The sequence below is a fragment of the Herbiconiux ginsengi genome (assembly GCF_900107435.1).
Classification (GTDB): Bacteria; Actinomycetota; Actinomycetes; order Actinomycetales; family Microbacteriaceae; genus Herbiconiux; species Herbiconiux ginsengi.
In genome coordinates this window covers 225,052-243,563 of the sequence record NZ_FNPZ01000003.1, presented here as the reverse complement: position 1 = coordinate 243,563, position 18,512 = coordinate 225,052, and the positions used below count along the sequence as shown (strand labels likewise).

General features: G+C 69.8%; 13 protein-coding genes. 5 read left to right on the top strand and 8 right to left on the bottom strand.

What is annotated here, in order from left to right; all coding sequences use genetic code 11:
* Positions 1-80 precede the first annotated feature (80 nt).
* Positions 81-1,256 carry an RtcB family protein gene (locus tag BLW00_RS13865; protein ID WP_092555150.1) on the bottom strand — a complete coding sequence of 392 codons (1,176 nt, stop codon included), beginning with the start codon at positions 1,254-1,256 and terminating at the stop codon, positions 81-83.
* A 374-nt stretch (positions 1,257-1,630) separates the two neighbouring features.
* Here BLW00_RS13865 and BLW00_RS13860 point away from each other — a divergent pair, with 374 nt between their 5' ends.
* Positions 1,631-2,542, top strand: coding sequence for a sulfurtransferase (locus tag BLW00_RS13860; protein WP_175494279.1), 912 nt, complete (start codon positions 1,631-1,633; stop codon positions 2,540-2,542).
* A 65-nt stretch (positions 2,543-2,607) separates the two neighbouring features.
* Here the strand turns inward: BLW00_RS13860 and BLW00_RS13855 are convergent, their stop codons facing one another.
* A complete protein-coding gene (locus BLW00_RS13855; RefSeq protein ID WP_092555146.1) occupies positions 2,608-4,764 on the bottom strand; it encodes a thioredoxin domain-containing protein in 2,157 nt (718 codons plus the stop codon).
* Between the two features lie 32 nt (positions 4,765-4,796).
* Entirely contained in the window at positions 4,797-5,516 is a 720-nt protein-coding gene (locus BLW00_RS13850; protein ID WP_092555144.1) for a DUF1684 domain-containing protein, read from the bottom strand.
* 281 nt (positions 5,517-5,797) lie between these two features.
* Here BLW00_RS13850 and hrpA point away from each other — a divergent pair, with 281 nt between their 5' ends.
* From hrpA to BLW00_RS13835, 3 genes are all read left to right on the top strand, one after another.
* On the top strand, positions 5,798-9,871 hold the full coding sequence (gene hrpA / locus BLW00_RS13845) for an ATP-dependent RNA helicase HrpA (protein ID WP_092555142.1): 4,074 nt from the start codon (positions 5,798-5,800) through the stop codon (positions 9,869-9,871).
* Between the two features lie 420 nt (positions 9,872-10,291).
* The gene (locus BLW00_RS13840) at positions 10,292-11,497 is read left to right on the top strand and encodes an MFS transporter (protein WP_092555140.1); all 1,206 of its coding nucleotides are present in this window, start codon (positions 10,292-10,294) and stop codon (positions 11,495-11,497) included.
* A gap of 29 nt (positions 11,498-11,526) precedes the next feature.
* Complete coding sequence (locus BLW00_RS13835) at positions 11,527-12,369, top strand: aldo/keto reductase (RefSeq protein WP_092555138.1); 843 nt, start codon at positions 11,527-11,529, stop codon at positions 12,367-12,369.
* A 77-nt stretch (positions 12,370-12,446) separates the two neighbouring features.
* Here BLW00_RS13835 and BLW00_RS13830 read toward each other — a convergent pair whose 3' ends face one another.
* Entirely contained in the window at positions 12,447-13,436 is a 990-nt protein-coding gene (locus BLW00_RS13830; protein WP_092555136.1) for an aldo/keto reductase, read from the bottom strand.
* A gap of 45 nt (positions 13,437-13,481) precedes the next feature.
* Positions 13,482-13,697, bottom strand: a complete 216-nt coding sequence (locus tag BLW00_RS13825) for a hypothetical protein (protein WP_092555134.1) — start codon at positions 13,695-13,697, stop codon at positions 13,482-13,484.
* 168 nt (positions 13,698-13,865) lie between these two features.
* On the opposite strand from BLW00_RS13825, the gene BLW00_RS13820 reads away from it, so the two are divergent.
* Entirely contained in the window at positions 13,866-14,741 is an 876-nt protein-coding gene (locus BLW00_RS13820; protein ID WP_092556102.1) for a DUF4349 domain-containing protein, read from the top strand.
* Here BLW00_RS13820 and BLW00_RS13815 read toward each other — a convergent pair.
* The 3 genes from BLW00_RS13815 to BLW00_RS13805 all read right to left on the bottom strand — a co-directional run bounded on the left by BLW00_RS13815 (position 14,738) and on the right by BLW00_RS13805 (position 18,457).
* On the bottom strand, positions 14,738-15,736 hold the full coding sequence (locus BLW00_RS13815; protein WP_139256722.1) for an IS481 family transposase: 999 nt from the start codon (positions 15,734-15,736) through the stop codon (positions 14,738-14,740). The two genes, BLW00_RS13820 and BLW00_RS13815, sit on opposite strands and share 4 nt — an antisense overlap.
* Before the next feature lie 115 nt (positions 15,737-15,851).
* On the bottom strand, positions 15,852-17,099 hold the full coding sequence (locus BLW00_RS13810; RefSeq protein WP_175494278.1) for a glycoside hydrolase family 3 N-terminal domain-containing protein: 1,248 nt from the start codon (positions 17,097-17,099) through the stop codon (positions 15,852-15,854).
* Between the two features lie 188 nt (positions 17,100-17,287).
* Positions 17,288-18,457 carry an acyl-CoA dehydrogenase family protein gene (locus BLW00_RS13805; protein ID WP_245741590.1) on the bottom strand — a complete coding sequence of 390 codons (1,170 nt, stop codon included), beginning with the start codon at positions 18,455-18,457 and terminating at the stop codon, positions 17,288-17,290.
* Positions 18,458-18,512: the final 55 nt, after the last annotated feature.

The window sequence follows — 18,512 nt, the reverse complement described above, 5'->3', positions numbered from 1 at the left end:
TGTGAAGCGGGCCGCTTACCGGGCGCTTACACGCCGCTGTCGTGGGGTGGTCCCGGGTGACAGCGGCGTGTAAGCGATGGTCAGTTGCCTTTGACGTTCACCAGCTGCCGCAGGGTGTGGCGGATGCGCACGAGGTCGCGTGCATCCTCCATCACCCGGTCGATCGGCTTGTAGGCCTGCGGGATCTCGTCGATGAAGGCATCCGTGTCGCGGAACTCGATGCCCGTCATCGCCTCCCGCAACTGCTCGTGCGTGAAGGTCTTGCGAGCCGCCGACCGCGAGTACTCCCGCCCGGCGCCGTGCGGCGACGAGTTCAAGGCCAGCGGGTTGCCGAGCCCCTCCACCACGTACGACGCCGTGCCCATCGAGCCCGGGATGAGTCCGGGAGCCCCGTCGGTCGCGATGATCGCGCCCTTCCGGGAGACCCAGACATCCTTGCCGAAGTGCCGCTCCTTCTCGGTGAAGTTGTGGTGGCAGTTGATCCGCTCGATCTCGTCGACCGGCGCGCCCATCCACTCGCTCACCTGGCGTACAACGCGGTCCATCATCTCCTCGCGGTTCAGCAGCGCGTAGTGCTGTGCCCACCGCAACTCGGCGATGTATCGGTCGAACTCATCGGTCCCCTCGACCAGGTAAGCCAGGTCACGGTCGGCCAGCGTGATCCAGTACCGCTCCATCAACGCCTGGGCGACCTTGATGTGCCGACCCGCGATCCGGTTGCCCACACCCCGGCTGCCCGAGTGCAGGAACAGCCACACGGCGTCCGCCTCGTCGACCGAGACCTCGATGAAGTGGTTGCCGGAGCCCAGCGTGCCGAGCTGCTGCCGCCAGTGCTTCGCCGAGTGCGCCGGGTCGAACCCGGCATCCTCCGCGAGCGCCTCCAACTCCGCGATTCGCGGCGCGGCGGTGGCCACGATCTTGTTGTTGGCTCCGCCGGCCGAGAGTGGGATGGCACGCTCGATCTGCTCGCGCAACTCCGTCAGCCCGCGAGGGTTGCCGGTGAGGTCGCCGCGTACGAACTGCGTCTTCACGGCGATCATTCCGCAGCCGATGTCGACACCCACGGCAGCCGGGATGACGGCACCGAGCGTCGGGATGACCGAGCCCACCGTCGCGCCGAGGCCGAGGTGGGCATCCGGCATCAGGGCCAGGTGCGGATGGATGAACGGCATGGTCGACGTCGTGAGTGCCTGCGCCCTCGCGTTCTCGTCCAGGATGCTTGCCCACGAGAACAAGCGGTCGGTGATCTTTTCCATGATCCTTTCTCTCTGGTGTGCCCAGGGGATCCGGGGCCGCCGGCCCGGGGTGGGCGAGAGACGGGAGGCATGAAAAAAGCCCCGGACCACGACGGGTGCGGGGCGATCGGGGCCGGTCGGCCTAGATCGTGTGCACCACGTCGACGTGCTGAAGGACGCGCTCATCGCGCTTCGTGAGCTGGTAATCGCGATTCGTGCTTTTCACGAGCTCTGTCCTTTCGGCCTTTGTGGTGGGGGCGACGCGGATGCGCGGCCTCGCCACGTTAGCGGGCGCATCCGGATGCTCGCCAGGTCGGCCGACGCACCGTTACGTTCTCGTTACTTTCTATTGCAATGCCCAGGCTCGTGTCGGTGGGAACGAATACCGTGGAGCCGTGACCACAACCGACAGCTCTCACCTCTCGCCCCTGCTGACGTCGCCCCTCGTGTCGACGCAGTGGCTGGCCGATCACCTCGGGTCGGAGGGCCTCGTCGTGCTCGACGCGACCGTGCTGCCGATCGCGTCTCCGGCCGGGGCCGGAACCGCGTGGCTCAGCGGTCTCGACCAGTACCTCCTCGCCGGGCACGTTCCGGGCGCGGTCTTCGCCGACCTGCTCGACGTGTTCTCCGACGCGGAGGGGTCGTTCGGTTTCGCACGCCCCTCGCTCGCCCAGTTCGAGGAGGCTGCGGCATCCGTCGGTGTCGACAACGACACCAGCGTCGTGGTGTACGACTCGGTGGCCGGTCAGTGGGCGGCACGGCTCTGGTGGCTGTTCCGGGCCTTCGGCTACGACCGGGTCGCGGTGCTCGACGGCGGTTTCGCGAAGTGGAGCGACGAGGAGCGCCCCACCGAGACGGGCAACGTGCTCCCGTCGTCGGGAGCGGTCTTCGTCGGCGTCGAGCGGCCGGAGCTCTGGGCCTCTAAGGCCGAGGTGGAGGCGATCGTGGCGGGTTCGACGGACTTCCCGGCCACCCTCGTGTTCGCCGGGCCTCCTACCGACTTCACCGGCGAGACCTCGCCGCGCACCCGAGCCGGACACATCCCGGGCAGCGTGAGTGTGCCGGCGGGGCGGCTCGCCGACCGCTCGACGAAGGCGCTGCTGAAGGGCGACGCGTTGCGCGAGAAGTTCGTTCCGGCACTGGCCGGCGACACATCGCGGGTCGTGACCTACTGCGGTTCGGGTATCGCGGCGGCCTCCGCGGCGCTGGCGCTGACGGTGCTCGGCGAGGAGCAGGTCTCCGTCTACGACGGCTCCCTCAACGAGTGGGCGGCCGACCCCGAGGCGCCCCTCGTGACCACGGTCTGAACACTCCGACTTCTTGCCGCTTCCCGCCCTTCATCGCGCCTTTTGGGGCCGTTAGGGGCAAGAAATCAGGCCCGGAGGGCCGAGGCCGAGGTCGCGGGGAGGCGGCAGACGAAGTCGAAGCAGCGGTAGGCCGTCGGATGCCCGTCGCGGGCCACGCGGTCGGCGAAGAGGTCGAAGCCGCCCTCGGCGAGCATCCGGGCTTCCGCCTCAGTCGCGATGGCGACGACGTTCGCACCCGACCACATCCGCACCTCCGCGCGGAGACCGTCGGCCTGCATGGTGGCGTCGTGGTCGGGGGCTTCGGTGGGTTCCGCGGCGAGGCCCGGGCCGGCGTCGGGCTCGATGAGCACGAGCTGTTCGGCCGGCCGGGCCGCTCGCGCGAATACTTCGAGCGTCGCACCGAACGAGATCGGGCGGGCCGCCGCTTCGGCCGCGAGCGGCGCGAGGGCGGTGAGCGCCGCCTGCCGGTAGCGCGGGTCGGCCGTCAGCGTGTGCAGCAGCAGGGCGGCGGATGCGGTGGCGCTGGTTCCCGACGGATATGCGCCCTCCGAGGGGTCGAGTTCCACGGCGAGACCTTGCGCCCGCAGCACGGGGTCGCCGCCGCCGGGCGCGCGGAACACGGGGGCGGCGGCACGCTCGCTGGCAGTGCCCGCTTCCGTCGCGGCGGCGCCCGTCGGGGCGTCGCCGGCCGCGGAGTGGCCGAGCGGCTCGCGTTCGCTCCCCTCATCCGTCGCGCCGGCGGAGCGCTTCCCGCCACCCGGCACGGTCTCGTCGCGCATCGCGTCCGACGAGCTCGGCGCGAGCGAGCCGTCGCCGGCCGCGGCCGCATCGAGCACCACCACGTCGAGCACCGCGTCGACGAGCATCCGGCCCACCGTCGCGTAGCGCACCGAACCCGTCACCACCGCAAGCCGGAGCAGCCCGTCGGCGAGCATCCCGTAGTCCTCGAGCGTCGCCGCGGCCGACGAGACCCGCCCGTCGATGGAGGCCCGCACGAGCCGCGTGCCGGCCACCCTCGTCGAGGCACCGTCGGCCGACGCGGAGATGTGCGCCTCGACGAGGTAGTCGGCAGCATGCTCCGCCGCCATCGCCCAGTCGTCGCGCCCGAACACCAGTGAGGCGCGGGCGAGCGCTCCGATCGCCAGGCCGTTCCAGCCCGAGAGCACTTTCTCGTCGAGCGCGGGCGGCACCTGCCGGGAGCGCTCCTCGGCGTCCAGCGCGTAGTAGCCGCCCTCGACCCGCGATCCGTCGACCGTGCTCTCCGAATCCTGCGCCGACGCGAATCCGCCGGAGGGCAACTGCATCACCTCGAGCAGGAAACGCGCGATCCCCTCCGCCGCTTCTCGCGCCCACGGGAGTGCGGGATCGAGAGCCCACTGCGTCGTGTAGGCGTCGAGCAGCAGGGCGTTGTCGTAGAGCATCCGCTCATAATGCGGGTCGCTCCAGTCGCGACGGGTGGCGTAGCGGAAGAACCCGCCTTCCACCGCATCGCGCAGCTCCGACCCCGCCATGACCTCGAGCGTCCGCGTCGCCAGACCGGTCGATGCGGGCGTGCCCGCCTCGAGCAGGAAGCGCAGCACGGGCGCTACCGGGAACTTCGGAGCCCCACCGAATCCGCCGAACCCCTGATCTTCATACCGCCCCAGCTCGGCGACGATCGCGTCGAACGGCACACTCGCCGGGTCGAACTCGGCCGTCTCGGGACCGGACGCCAACCCCTCCTGCCCGGCGGCGAGCGCCGAGGCAACCTGGTCCGCCGAGAGCAGCACGTCGGCGTTGCGGGTGGTCCAGGCCTCCGTCACCGCTTCGAGCACCTGCCGGAACGACGGATGACCCTGCGCCGGCGTCGGCGGCGAATAGGTTCCGCCGTAGAACGCCTTGCCCTCGGGCGTGACGAAGACGTTGAGCGGCCAGCCCAGATCCTGGGTGAAGGCTCCGGCGGCGGCGAGGTAGACGGTGTCGACCTCCGGATGCTCCTCCCGGTCGACCTTGATCGCCACGAAGTGCTCGTTGAGATAGGCCGCGAGCTCTGGATCGCTGAACGACTCGCGCGCCATCACGTGGCACCAGTGACAGGTGGAGTACCCGATCGAGACCAGAACGGGCACCCGGCGCGCACGAGCGGCGGAGAACGCCTCCTCGCCCCACGGGAACCAGTCGACCGGGTTCTCGGCGTGCGAACGCAGATACGGGCTGATCGCGTGGGCGAGGCGATTCGTCATGCAATCAGCCTCCCATTCGCTCGGGCGCCGCCCTAGCGCGTCACGACGTTTTTCTCGCCGGCGCGGATCGGAATCGACAGGCGGTTCTGCGCCGGTGGCAGCGCGCAGACGTAGAAGTCGGCGAAGACGCAGGGCGGCAGGTAGGCGCGGTTGAGGTCGACCTCGATCTCGTCGGTGCCGGGCCGCCCGTGCAACCGCAGGAAGCGGAAGCGGTAGGTCTCGTCGCCGCTCGTCGCATCCGAGAACACCACCTGCATGCTCTGGCGCGAGCCGGTGGCCACGAATTCGACCGGCCGGCCGTCGATCTCCAGAGCGACGGTTCCGGCCAGCGACTCGTTCTCGACGTAGCCGTCGATCTCCTCGACCGCGAGGGTGTCCCCCTCCGCGGCCGGGGTGAACCGCCCCGTCAACACCCATGCCTCGTCTGGCATATAGGCGTCGACCTCGGCCACGGCTGCGCGGGTCGGTGCTTCCGGATCGAGCACTCGGAGGGCCACCTGGTCGTCGCGGCGGAAGTGCCGGAGCACCCGGCCGCCGACGAGCGCTTCGCCGCCCTGCTCGATGGTGAAGTCGTCGCCCACGATGGCGGCGCCGTCGAGATACCACTCGCCGTCGAGACCCTCGATGCGCTGCGGCTCGGGCGTGAGCCAGTGCGTCGCGACGAGCGACGCCAGACCGTGCGGGCCGGTGATGGTGCGCATCCGCGCCCGGTGCCAGTTCTGCCAGGACTCGTCGAACTCGTGCTGCGTCACCCTCCGAGCCTACGCCCGGTTCGCCTGCCGTCGACCCTCGATTGCGCGAGACCCGCGCCGAGCAGCCGGAGCGGGAAACCGGGTTCGCGCCGTCGATCAGCCAGAGCGCTAGGAAGCCGAGTCCCCAGGCGAGGCCCCAGACCAGCTCGATCACCCAGACGAAGGCCGCCTGCTGGTCGTGCACGCTGAGCTGCTGCTTGCTGAGCAGCGCCATCATGGCGGCCGGGTCGAGTGCGCTGTCGTCGTCGGGTGATGCGTACCCGTCGTACGATGTAAGGCTGATGTCTGCCCCCACTCCTCTTCGCATCGTCTTTCCTCCTGAGCTGCCGGTCAGCCAGAAGAAGGACGAGATCGCGCGCGCCATCCGCGACAACCAGGTGGTGATCGTGGCGGGCGAGACAGGATCGGGCAAGACGACCCAGCTGCCCAAGATCTGCCTCGAACTCGGCCGCGGGAACATTGGGCATACCCAGCCCCGACGGCTCGCCGCGCGCACCATCGCCGAGCGCATAGCCGAGGAGCTCGGCCAGGAGGTCGGCGGCCTCGTCGGCTACCAGGTGCGGTTCACCGACAAGGCGTCGGCGTCGACCCGCATCAAACTGATGACCGACGGCATCCTGCTCAACGAGATGAACCACGACCGTCTCCTGAGCCGCTACGACACGATCATCATCGACGAAGCGCACGAGCGCAGCCTCAACATCGACTTCCTGCTCGGCTACCTCAAGCAGCTGCTTCCGCGCCGCCCCGACCTCAAGCTCATCATCACGAGCGCCACCATCGACCCCGAGAGCTTCGCGCGGCACTTCGCGGCGCCCGACGGCAGTCCGGCGCCCATCGTGGAGGTCTCGGGCCGCACCTTCCCGGTCGAGATCCGCTACCGCCCGCTCGCCCCCGACGCCGAGGACGAGGACGCCGACACCGACGTCGACGCTCCCTCGACGGCGGCTGCCGAGCGCTCATCCGCAGGTAGTGGCAGAACCGGCGGCGCGGATTCCCGCCAAGACATGCGGATGAATGCCTCAGGCGGGCATCGAGGAAGTGGCTCGGGCGGGAGAGGCGGGGCAAGCGGGAGCGGCGGCGGTCGCGAGCGCGAGCCCAAAGACCTCTTCGAGGCCATCGGCGACGCGCTCGACGAACTCGCGCGCGAGAAGCCCGGTGACGTGCTCGTCTTCCTCTCGGGCGAGAACGAGATCCGCGACGCCGAGGAGGCCCTCCGGGGGCGCCTCACCTCGGGCGGGCGCTCCGGCGACACCGAGATCCTCCCCCTCTACGGCCGGCTGAGCGCCGCCGACCAGCACAAGGTGTTCCAGCGCTCGAGCACCCCGGGCGTCCGCCGCCGCGTCATCCTCTCCACCAACGTGGCCGAGACGAGCCTCACCGTGCCGGGAATCAAGTACGTGATCGATTCCGGCACCGCCCGCATCAGCCGCTACTCGGTGCGCTCGAAGGTGCAGCGGCTGCCGATCGAGCCGATCTCGCAGGCCTCCGCCAACCAGCGCTCCGGCCGCTCCGGCCGCACCAGCGACGGCATCGCCATCCGGCTCTACTCCGAAGAGGACTACACGCGGCGCCCCGAGTTCACCGATCCCGAGATCCTGCGCACCAATCTCGCCGCAGTCATCCTGCAGATGATCTCGCTCGGTCTCGGCGACATCGCCGCCTTCCCCTTCCTGCAGCCGCCGGATTCGCGCGGCATCAAAGACGGCCTCGACCTCCTGTCGGAACTCAACGCGATCACCACCGCGAAGGATGCCGGACCGGCGCTGACGAAGATCGGCCGCGATCTCGCGCGCCTGCCGATCGAGCCGCGGTTCGCCCGGATGGTCGTCGAGTCCAAGCGCACCGGCACCAGCCGCGAGGTGCTCGCGATCGTCGCCGGTCTCACGATCCAGGACCCGCGGGAGCGCCCCCTCGAGAAGCGCGGCCGCGCCGACGAACTGCACGGGCGGTTCGCCGACCAGACGAGCGACTTCCTCACCCTGCTCAACCTCTGGAATTACCTCGAGGAGAAGCAGCGCGAGCTGTCGTCGAGCGCGTTCCGACGGCTCTGCAAGGCCGAGTTCCTCAACTACCTGCGCATCCGCGAGTGGCAGGACGTCTACCGGCAGCTCCGGCAGCTGGCCAAGCCGCTCGGACTCACGATCGGTGAGCCGGGCGTCAATCCTGACGGCATCCACAAGTCGATCCTGTCGGGTCTGCTCAGCCAGCTCGGATTGCGAGACCAGGCCAAGCGCGACTACCTCGGCGCGCGCCAGACACGGTTCATGATCTTCCCGGGCTCCGCGCTGGCCAAGAAGCAGCCTTCGGCCGTCATGAGCGCCGAGCTGGTGGAGACGAGTCGTCTGTTCGCCCGAATGAACGCGGCCATCGATCCGGCGTGGGCCGAGCCGCTCGCGGGCGACCTGCTGAAGCGCAGCTACTCCGAGCCCCACTGGGAGAAGAAACAGGGCGCGGCGGTCGCCTACGAGCGGGTGACGCTCTACGGGGTGCCGATCGTCGCGCGGCGGCGCATCCAGTTCGCCCGGGTCGACCCCGAGTACGCGCGCGAGCTCTTCATCCGCCACGCCCTCGTCGAGGGCGACTGGGAGTCGCAGCAAGCCTTCGACCGGGCCAACCGGGCGTTCCGGCGCGACCTCGAGCAGCTCGAGGAGCGGAGCCGGCGGCGCGACATCCTGCTCGACGACGAGGCGGTGTTCGAGTTCTACCAGGCGCGCATTCCGCGCGACGTGGTGTCGCAGCGCACCTTCGAGGGCTGGTGGAAGAAGGCGCGGCACGACGACCCCGATCTGCTCACGATGACGCTCGACACCCTGCTGCCCGAGGGGGCGCCCGAGGTCGACGAGACCGAGTTCCCGGCCCAGTGGCAGCAGGGCGACCAACGACTCACGCTGCGCTACCGCTTCGAGCCGGGCTCCGACGACGACGGCGTGACCGCGACCGTGCCGCTCGCCCTGCTGCCGCGTCTGGACCCGGTGGCGTTCGAGTCACAGGTGCCCGGGTTCCGACAGGAGCTCGTGACCGCGCTCATCCGCTCGATGCCGAAGCGATTGCGCGTGAACTTCGTGCCGGCCACCGACTGGGCGGTGCGCCTGCTCGCCGAGCTCGGTCCCGACCCGGTCGACGGATCGGATGCGACGGACGGGTTCCTCGCGCGCCTGGCGGCCCTGATGACGCGGCTCGCGCACGTGCCGGTCTCCGCCGACGACTTCGACCGCGAGCGGTTGCCCGACCACCTTCGGGTGACCTTCCGAGTCGTCGACGAGCGCGGCGCCACCGTCGGCGCGGGCAAGGACCTCACGGCCCTGCAGGCGCGTCTGGCCGACGCGGCGCGAGCGAGCATCGCCCGGTTGTCGTCGGGTGCCCCGGCCGCGCGCACCGCCGGCGACCGCCGAGACCGTGACCGCAAGCCGGAGACCACCACCGTGGCCGGAGCCACGTCTGCAGCCTCGAGGATCGCGGGCGCCTCATCCGGAGGCGCGGTGGAACGCAGCGGGCTCACCGACTGGACCATCGGCGATCTCCCCCCGTTCGTCGACACCCGACAGCACGGCGGCGTCATCCGCGCCTACCCCGCGCTGGTCGATGAGAAGTCGAGCGTGGGCGTGCGCCTCATGGCCACCGCCGACGAGCAGGCCCGCGCGACCCCGGCCGGGGTGCTGCGGCTGCTGTTGCTCGCGGTGCCGAGTCCCGCGTCCTACGTTCGTGAGCATCTCACGCAGAACGAGAAGCTGCTGCTGGCCACGAGTCCCTACCAGAACGTGCAGGCGCTCTTCGACGACGCGATGCTCGCCTGCGCCGACGAGGCCCTGAGGGCGCTGCACCCCGACGGCCTGATCTGGACCCGGGCGGAGTTCGACGCCGTTCGCGACCGGCTCTCGGCAGCCGTGCTGCCGCTTCTCGACCAGACCGTCGCGACGGTCGTGCGCATCCTGAGCGCCGCTCGCGACGCGGATCGCGCGCTGAAGACGGTGACGAGCATGGCCCTCCTGCCAGCCATCACGGATGCGCGGGAACAGCTGGGCGCACTCGTGCGACCCAGGTTCATCAGCGGAACCGGACTCGCCCGCCTCGGACATCTCCCCCGTTACCTCGCGGGCATCACCTACCGGCTCGAGAAGCTCCCCGACAACCCGGCTCGCGACCGCGCCTGGATGAACGAGGTGCAGACGGCGACCGAGCGCCTCGTCGACGCAGGCGGCAGCATCCCGCTCCGCCCGCACGCCCCCGACAACCTCGTGCGCGCCCGCTGGCTCATCGAGGAGCTCCGCATCGGCCTCTTCGCCCAGCCCCTCGGCACGGCCGAGCCCGCTTCCCTGCAGCGCCTCACGAAGCTCCTCGCGCCCCCGAAGTAGCGCGACACGAGCCCGCCGGCCGCAGGCCGCGCTCAACGCCCTCAGGTGAACGCGACGCCGCACCACCAAATCGGGCGGCACGAGACCGCAGGCCGCAGGCCGCGCGCCGCGCTCAACGCCCTCAGGTGAACGCGACGCCGCACCACCAAATGGGGCGACACGAGACCGCAGGCCGCGCTCAACGACCCAGGTAAGGCCGAGTCCGCGCCACCGAAATAGCGCGGCACGAGACCGCAGGCCGCGGGCCGCGCTCGACGACCCAGGGTGAGCGCGAGGCCGCGTCAGCGACCTCACGCGAACATGTCGCCCGGCGCCGCAGCAGCGGCGGCGCCGGCAACGAGCGACGCGCGACCGCAGGCCGCGCATCGCGGGAATCCAGCGGGGCGGTACCCCTCCCACACCACGTAGACTCGATCAGTTATGAGCAGCTACACCTCCCTCCTCAAGACGCGCGGCGTCGCCCGCATCATCGCTGCTCAGCTGACCGCCCGTTTTCCGTTCGGAATGCTCTCGCTGGCGTTCCTGCTGCACATCGAGCACACCTACGACTCCTACGGCGTCGCGGGTCTGGTGCTCGCCGCGCTGAGCATCGGGCAGGCCATCGCGGGGCCCCTGACCAGCCGGCTGATGGGCGTGTGGGGAATGCGCCGCGTCATCCTGCTCACCATGATCATCTGCTCTTTCGCCATCTCCGCCATCGCGCTGCTGCCGCTGCCGATTCCGGCCGCCATGTCGGTCGCGTTCGTCGCGGGCCTCACGATGCCGCCCATCCAGCCGGCCGTGCGCACGATCTACCCGAAGATGGTCAACTCGAAGCAGCTGACCCCGCTGTTCTCGCTCGACGCCTCGGCGCAAGAGATCATCTGGGTGCTGGGCCCCGTCATCACGACGTTCGTGTCGATCCAGATCGGCACGGTGTGGGGCATCCTGCTCGCCGTCGCGTTCCTCGTGGGCGGTGGCATCTGGTTCCTCACCAGCCCCGAGCTCGGCCGGGTGCGCATCCCGCGCTCGAAGCGCAAGCTCGGCGCGGTGCTGAAGAAGCCGCCGGTGTTGCTGGCCACCATCGTCGGGTTCCTGTTGGTCGCCACCTGCGCGGCCATCGAGGCCGGAGTGGTCGCCACTTTCGGCGAGGGCGGCGCCCAGGCGGGAATCGTGCTCGCGATCTTCGCGATCGGGTCGCTCGTCGGCGGCCTCTCGCTCGGTCACAAGCCGATCGGCCCGTGGGCGCTCGCCCGCCGTATGGCGATCGTCTTCGTCGGAACCGCCGTCGCCGCCGCTTCGCTCAACATCTGGTGGCTCGCCATCACGCTCTTCATCGCCGGCATCGGCATCGCGCCCGCTCTCGCCGTGATGTTCGCGATCGTCTCGGTGAGCGTGCGCTTCAGTGACACGGCCGAAGCCTACGGCTGGGTCGGCACGGGACAGCTGATCGGGGCGGCGGTGGGATCGGCACTGGCCGGCTTCCTGATCGACGGTGTCGGGGCGATCGGCGCCTTCGTGGTGGCGGCCGCGCTCGCCCTCCTCGGCTTCCTGGTGCCCCTGCTCGGCAAGCGCTTCCACCCCGACCTCCGCGGTCGCGACGCGAGCCCCATCCCCGACACGGAGCCCGTGCAGCTGACCGGCTGAGCACGCGCGCGCCGCGGGATAATCGATTCATGGTCGACGCGCTCTCCCCCACGCTCCTTCTCGACGACGGCCGGCGCATCCCGCAACTCGGACTCGGCGTCTACAAGACGACGGATGCGGAAGCCGCGGATGCGGTCGACTTCGCCCTCCGCAACGGCTACCGCCTCATCGACACGGCGGCGATGTATCTCAACGAGAAGGGTGTCGGCGAGGGGGTGCGGCGTAGCGGCCTTCCCCGAGACGACGTCTTCGTGACCACCAAGGTGTGGTTCACCGAGAACGGCTACGACAGCACGCTGCGCTCGTTCGACGAGAGCCTCGAGCGGCTCGGCACCGACTACGTCGACCTGTACATGATCCACTGGCCGGCGCCTGCCAACGACCGCTACGTCGACACCTGGCGAGCACTGGAGAAGCTGGCGGCCGAGGGACGGGCGCGATCGATCGGCGTCGCGAACTTCCACACGAAGCACCTCGACCGCCTGATCGCCGAGACCGGCACGACGCCCGCCGTCAACCAGGTCGAACTGCACCCGTGGCTTCCGCAGGCGGAGGTGCGCGCCTACGACGCAGCCCACGGCATCCTCACCCAGGCCTGGTCGCCGCTGGCGCGCGGCCACGTGCTCGACCCGGCCCACGGCGGCGACGTGCTCGCCGGAGTGGCGCGCAAGCACGACAAGAGCCCGGCGCAGATCGTGCTGCGCTGGCACGTGCAACTCGGCGTCTCCGTCATCCCGAAATCGGTGACGCCGCAGCGCATCCGCGAGAACATCGACGTCTTCGACTTCGCCCTCGACGCCGACGATCTCGAAGTCATCGCCTCCCTCGCGACGGGCGAGCGCACCGGTGTCGACCCCGACGACCGCAACTGACTCCCGCAACTTCTTGCCCGTAACAGCCCTAAAACTCGGGGTTGAGGGCCGCTAGGGGCAAGAAATCGGGCGCGGGGCTACCAGCGCGGGTGAACGGCCTCGCGGAAGGAGCGGTCGTAGATCTCGTGCACACCCGCGTCGAGCGCGGAGGGCACGGTGAGGGCACCGGCAGCCGCGTTGGACTCCGCCTGCGCACGGTTGCGCGCACCGGGGATCACCGAGGTGACACCGGGCAGGCTCGCGATCCAGGCGATCGCGGCGGCCGCCGGAGCGGTCCCAGGCATCGTCGACTCCACCAGCGCCGAGAACTCGCGCGCCGCCGCGACTCCCTGTGCGTAGTCGACGCCCGAGAAGGTCTCGCCCACGTCGAAGCTGCCGCCGTCGCGGTTGTAATTGCGGTGATCGTCGGCCGCGAAGGTCGTCTGGGCGGTGTAACGGCCCGTGAGCAACCCCGATGCGAGCGGAACCCGGGCGATGATGCCGACACCGGCGGCCAGCGCGGCCGGCAGCACCTCGTCGAGCGGCTTCAACCGGAAGGCGTTGAGGATGATCTGCACACTGGCCGTGCCCGGCCGGGCGATCGCGGCGAGCGCCTCGGCGCAGGTCTCGACGCTGACGCCGTAGTTCGCGATCGCGCCCTCCTCCACGAGGGTGTCGAGCGCGTCGTACACCGCATCGCTCGAGAACACCGGCGTCGGCGGACAGTGCAGCTGCACGAGGTCGAGGCGGTCGACGCCGAGGTTCGCGCGGGAGCGGTCGGTCCAGGCCCGGAAGTTCGCCAGCGTGAACTCGCCCGGCTCCTGCGGCCCACGGCGCCCCATCTTCGTGGCGACCGTCAGCGGGGCCGACGGGTTCTCCCGCCGAAAGCGGCCGATAACGGTCTCGCTGCGTCCGTCGCCGTAGACGTCGGCCGTGTCGAAGAAGGTGACTCCGGCGTCGACGGATGCGCCCAGCACGTCGAGCGCGGCCGTCTCGTCGACGTCACCCCAGTCCGCCCCGAGCTGCCAGGTGCCGAGGCCCACGATCGATACCGAGCGGCCGGTGCGGCCGAGAATTCGTTGCTCCATGATGCTTCGAGCGTAGCCGCCCCGCGCGGGCGGGAAAGCCCGGGCTCAGTCGCGCAGCTTCTCCTTGTAGTCGTTCTTGGCCTGGGTGGCGTCACGCTCGGCCTCGGCCCGCTTCACGTCGCTCTCGGCGCGCTTGACCTCGGCGTCGGCCTTGACCTCGTCGACCTTGTCGTCGATCCGCTCCTTGGCGTCTTCCACGGCCCGGCCGATCTTCTTGCCGGTGGCCTCGGCCGCGTCTTTCGCATCGTCGATGAATCCCATGATGGTCTCCTTCCGTCGGTGACCTCACCCTAGGACGACCCTCCCGAAGCCGCTCGCGGGTGTCAGCCAGCTCTCAGCAGAGCCCCAGCGGCGCATCCGGATAACGACCGGATAACCATCCGCGGAGTTCCAGGCAGCACACAGAGATCCCTCTCTACAGTGAGCGTCATGAGACGAATGATCCTCGCTTCCTCGGCTGTCGCCGCCGTGCTCCTGTTGGCCGGATGCGCGGCCTCCGGTGGGTCGTCGTCGGCCCCGTCCGGCATCGTCGCCCCCGCTCAGGGGGCCAAGGAAGGTTCGGCGAGCGACGGCGGCCTCGCCGGCGACGCCGCCACCACCGACCAGAGCGTCATCACCACCGGCTGGATCACGGTCACCGTCGACGACCCGGCCGCCGCCACCGACGATGCCGTCGCCCTCGTCGAGTCGCTCGACGGGCGCATCGACTCACGCACCCAGCAGGCCGGCTCCGACGACCAGCGCGCCAGCGCTCAACTGACGATCCGGGTGCCGGCCGATGCGGTCGACAAGACCATCGACGAACTGAAGAAGCTCGGCACGGTCGAACAGGTCTCGCTCAGCAGCACCGACGTCACCCTGCAGGTGCGCGATCTGGATGCGCAGATCAAGGCGCTGCAGGCATCCGTCGACCGTCTGCTCGCCCTCGTCGACCAGGCGGCCACCACGGCCGATCTCGTCGAGCTCGAGACGGCGATCTCCGATCGGCAGGGTCAGCTCGACGGCTTGAAGTCGCAGCGCGAGTACCTCGCCGACCAGATCGACTACTCCACCATCACGCTCGACCTGCAGGAGAAGGGTGCCCTCGCACCGAGCGTTCCGGGCGACTTCTGGAGCGGCCTGGCCACCGGGTGGGCAGCCTTGACCGCGGGATTGGCCGGCTTCGTGGTGGCGCTCGGGTTCTTCATCCCGTTCCTGATCCCGCTCGCCGTGATCGCGGCGATCGTGGTGCTGATCGTGCTGCTGGCCCGCCGCGGTGGCAAGAAGCCGCGCACGCCCGCCCCGCCCGCTCCCCCGGTCCCTTAGCTGTGGTGTTCAGGGAGGTTGTTGAGTCTGCTGATGGGTGGGGCGCCGATCGCGGTGTGGAGCCTGTGCTGGTTGTAGTAGTGGAGCCAGCCGGGCAGTGTTGCTCGGCGTTCTGATTCTGAGGCATAGAACCGGGCGTAGGCCCATCCGTCGGCGAGGGTGCGGTGGAAGCGTTCGATCTTCCCATTGGTCTGGGGTCGGTAGGGGCGGGTGTGTTTGGGTGTGATCCCGAGTTCGGAGCAGCTGTCTCGCCAGGCGTGTGACTTGTATGCCGAGCCGTTGTCGGAGAGGACTCTCTCGACAATGACACCCCGGTCCGCAAACCAGGCCACGGCCCTGCGAAGCACGCCGATCGCGGTGGCTGCGGTCTCGTTGGCGCAGATCTCGACGTAAGCGACGCGAGAGTGGTCATCGATGACGGTATGCAGGAATGCGGTGCCCAGAACGGGGCCGCGTGATGCTGACCGGGGTGTCCCGGTTCGTTCGACGGTCGCGGCCCGATTCCGGTCGCCTTGTTGCTTACCCACGTATCGCCATCCGCCGCCGTCAGGAATGTTGCCGAACTTTGTGACATCGACGTGGATCAGCGAACCGGGATGATCGTGCTCGTAACGGCGGATCGGTTCACCGAAGGCTCGATCGATGCGGCTTAGCTTGTTGATTCGACACCGCACCAACACCGCGTGCACGGTGGATACGGGCATCCCGGGCTCGCCCGCGATCTGAGCCGGCCCGAGACGCTGTCGCCACCTCAGCTGGACGATCTTTCGCACCACATCCGGCGCGGTCTTGTTCGGGATCGACCGCGGGCGGCTTGACCGGTCGACCATCCCGGCCGGCCCCTCGCCGCGTAATCGCGCCGCCCACTTGCGGGCAGTCACAGGGGAGATCATGAACATCTTCGCGGCAACCGCGACCGGCCAATGCTCCTCAACGATGAGCTGGGCGAGCTTGAGACGAGCGCGGGGAGTTAGAGCAGCGTTAGCGTGGGACACGAAGGCCTCCTGATTCGTGAAGCGGTTCCTAGATAGCTCCACTTCACAACAGGAGGCCTTCGCCTGTCAGCACCTCAACGACGAATACCCGAAACAACGTCCCTGGACATCACACTTAGCGCGCCGGCGCCGGTGCCGGCACCACGGGAACGGGGTGCTGGCGCAACCACAGGTCGCGGCGCAGCGAGAGGTCGCGCAACGCCGCGTCGTCGATGGTCTGCTCCGAGATCAGGCCGCCCTGCACCGCTGCCACCATCGCCGCCGTCATCGCGGGGAGATCGAGCTGCGTGTTGTAGAGCAGCAGGTCGTTGCCCGCGTTGATGGCCGCGATGGCATTCGCGGTGCGGTCGGCGTACTCCGGAACGCCGGATGCCTCGAGCATCAACAGATCGTCGGTCACCACCACGCCGTCGAACCCGAGCTGCTCCCGCAACACCTGATGCCAGGCGGGCGACAACGACGCCGGCGCCGAGTCGACGGCCCGGTAGACGAGGTGCCCGAACATCACGATCGGCGCGCCCGCATCGATGCCCGCCTGGAACGGCGGCGCATCCTCGGCCTGCCATTGCGCGAACGGCAGGTCGGTGGCCGGCAGCGAGGTATGCGAGTCGCCCGACGCGGCACCGTGCCCCGGGAAGTGCTTGAGGGTGCTGTAGACCTTGCCGTTCTCGGCCTCGACGGCCGCGGCGACCCGTTCGCTCGCCGCGGCTGCATCCGTTCCGAGCACCCGCTCGTAGATGAACGACGACGGATCCGCGGTGACGTCGGCGATCACCCCGAAGTTCACCGTCATCCCGGTCGACTGCAGCAGGTCGGCACGCTGCGTGAAGGCATCCGTCGTCGCCTGCACGGGTTCGCTCTTCAGGGTGTCAGCCGCGGCGAAGGTGTCGGCGCCCAGACGCGCGACGATGCCGCCCTCCTCGTCGATGGCGATCAGGGTGCCGAGCCCGTCGCCGCTCTGCAGCGTGGCCGTGAGGGCGGCGGCCTCCTCCGCGCTGCCGGGCACGTTGTCGCCGAGCAGCAGCAGGCCGCCGGGCGCGTTGCCGGCGAGATAGGACTGCAGCGCCACCGGGTCGGCGCCCGCCACGTGCACCATGAACAACGACGCGATCTTCTGCTCGAGGGTCATCGACGCGAGCCGTTCTTCGGCGAACGAGCGGATGCGCTCCTCGCGCGTCGGGGCCGGGAACGTCGCGCGGTGTCGGGTGAACACGGGCGCAGGTGTGCCCGTGGCAGCGGGCGGCGGCGTGGTGCCGGTGCCGCTGTCGCTGGCGCCCGGCGACGGTGCCCCGGCGCCCGGCGCCGATCCAGCGCCCGACGGCGACTCGGTGGCCACGACGCCGGCGGCCGGCACCTCCGGCACGCATCCGGTGAGGGCGAACAGGCCGAACGCTATCGCGGCGACACGGAACCGGCGCCTCCACCGGACCGGCCCACGCGGTGCCACCGTCGTTTCGGGAGGACGAGACGCGAACCGAGGCCGAATACGGGCGCGCTCGGCTTCTCCTCCTCCCGAAATCGTGCGGCCCACCGATTCCGACGCAGAGACCATCACTCGGGGACGGGCCCGAGCAGCGCGTTGGCGACCGTGTTGTGCGCCGACTCCCCGTCGGAGGGATGGAAGATGCCGGCCACCACGTCACGGTAGAGCCTCCCCAACTCGGCAGAGGAGTAGATGGCCGATCCGCCCGCCACCCGCAGCGCCTGATCCACCACGAAACGCGCGCTCTCGGTGGCGCGCACTTTGAGGCCCACCAGCTTCGGGAACCAGGCCGCCCCGTGGTTCACGAGCCCGTCAACGTCGGCGGCGAGCGCCTCGATCTGCGGCGGGATGGCGTCGTGCGCGATCCCGGCCTCCGCCACCTTCCAGCGGATGTCGGGGTCGTGCGCATACGGCCGTCCGCCGGCCTTCAGCGAGGTGCGGCGGTGGGCGGACGCGACGGCGAGCTCGATCGCCCGTTGACTGATGCCCGTGTAGACCGCGGCGAGCAGGATCTCGAAGTTCGAGAAGATGCCGAAGATCAGCGGATCGGCGCTCGGCCCCTCGGGCAGCTTCCGGAACACGCGATCGGCGGATGCGACGGCACTGTCGAGAACGGTCGTGTTGCTCTGCGAGGCGCGCATCGCCAGAGTGTCCCAGTCCTCCAGGGTGGTGATCCCGGTGGTCGACCGGTCGACGAACGCGTGCACGAGCAGCGGCGCCGACGGATCGGTGGCGTCACGCCCGAAGACGCCGAGCCGTGTCCACACCGGCGAGAGCGAGGTGAAGATCTTGCGGCCGGTGAAACTGTAGGAGCCGTCGGGCAGCGGATGGGCCTCCGTCGTCGATCCGAACAGCACGAGGTCGTTGCCCGCCTCGCTGTTGCCGAACGCGAACACCTCGCCGGCCGCCGCGTCGCGCAGCACCCACTCGAGCGAGGCGTCGCCGCGGTCGAGCAGCACCTTCGCCACGCCGGTCCACACCAGGTGCATGTTGATCGCGAGCGCCGTGGCCGGGGCGGCGGTGGCGAGCCGGGTCTGCTCCCGGGCCACCCGGGCGAGGCCGAAGCCGAGCCCGCCGAGAGCGACCGGGGTGAACATCCGCAGATAGCCCACCTCGTGCAGCTCCCGCAGGTCGTCGTGCGGGAACGAGTTCTCGCGATCGTGCACGGCCGCACGCGAACGGATGCGGTCGAGCAGTTCGTCGTCGATCAGCGAGTCGGAGGGGGTCGTCGTTGCCACCCGCTCAGGGTACTCGCGCATCCTGAACCCGCGCGAGGAGCCGTGCTCCATCGAA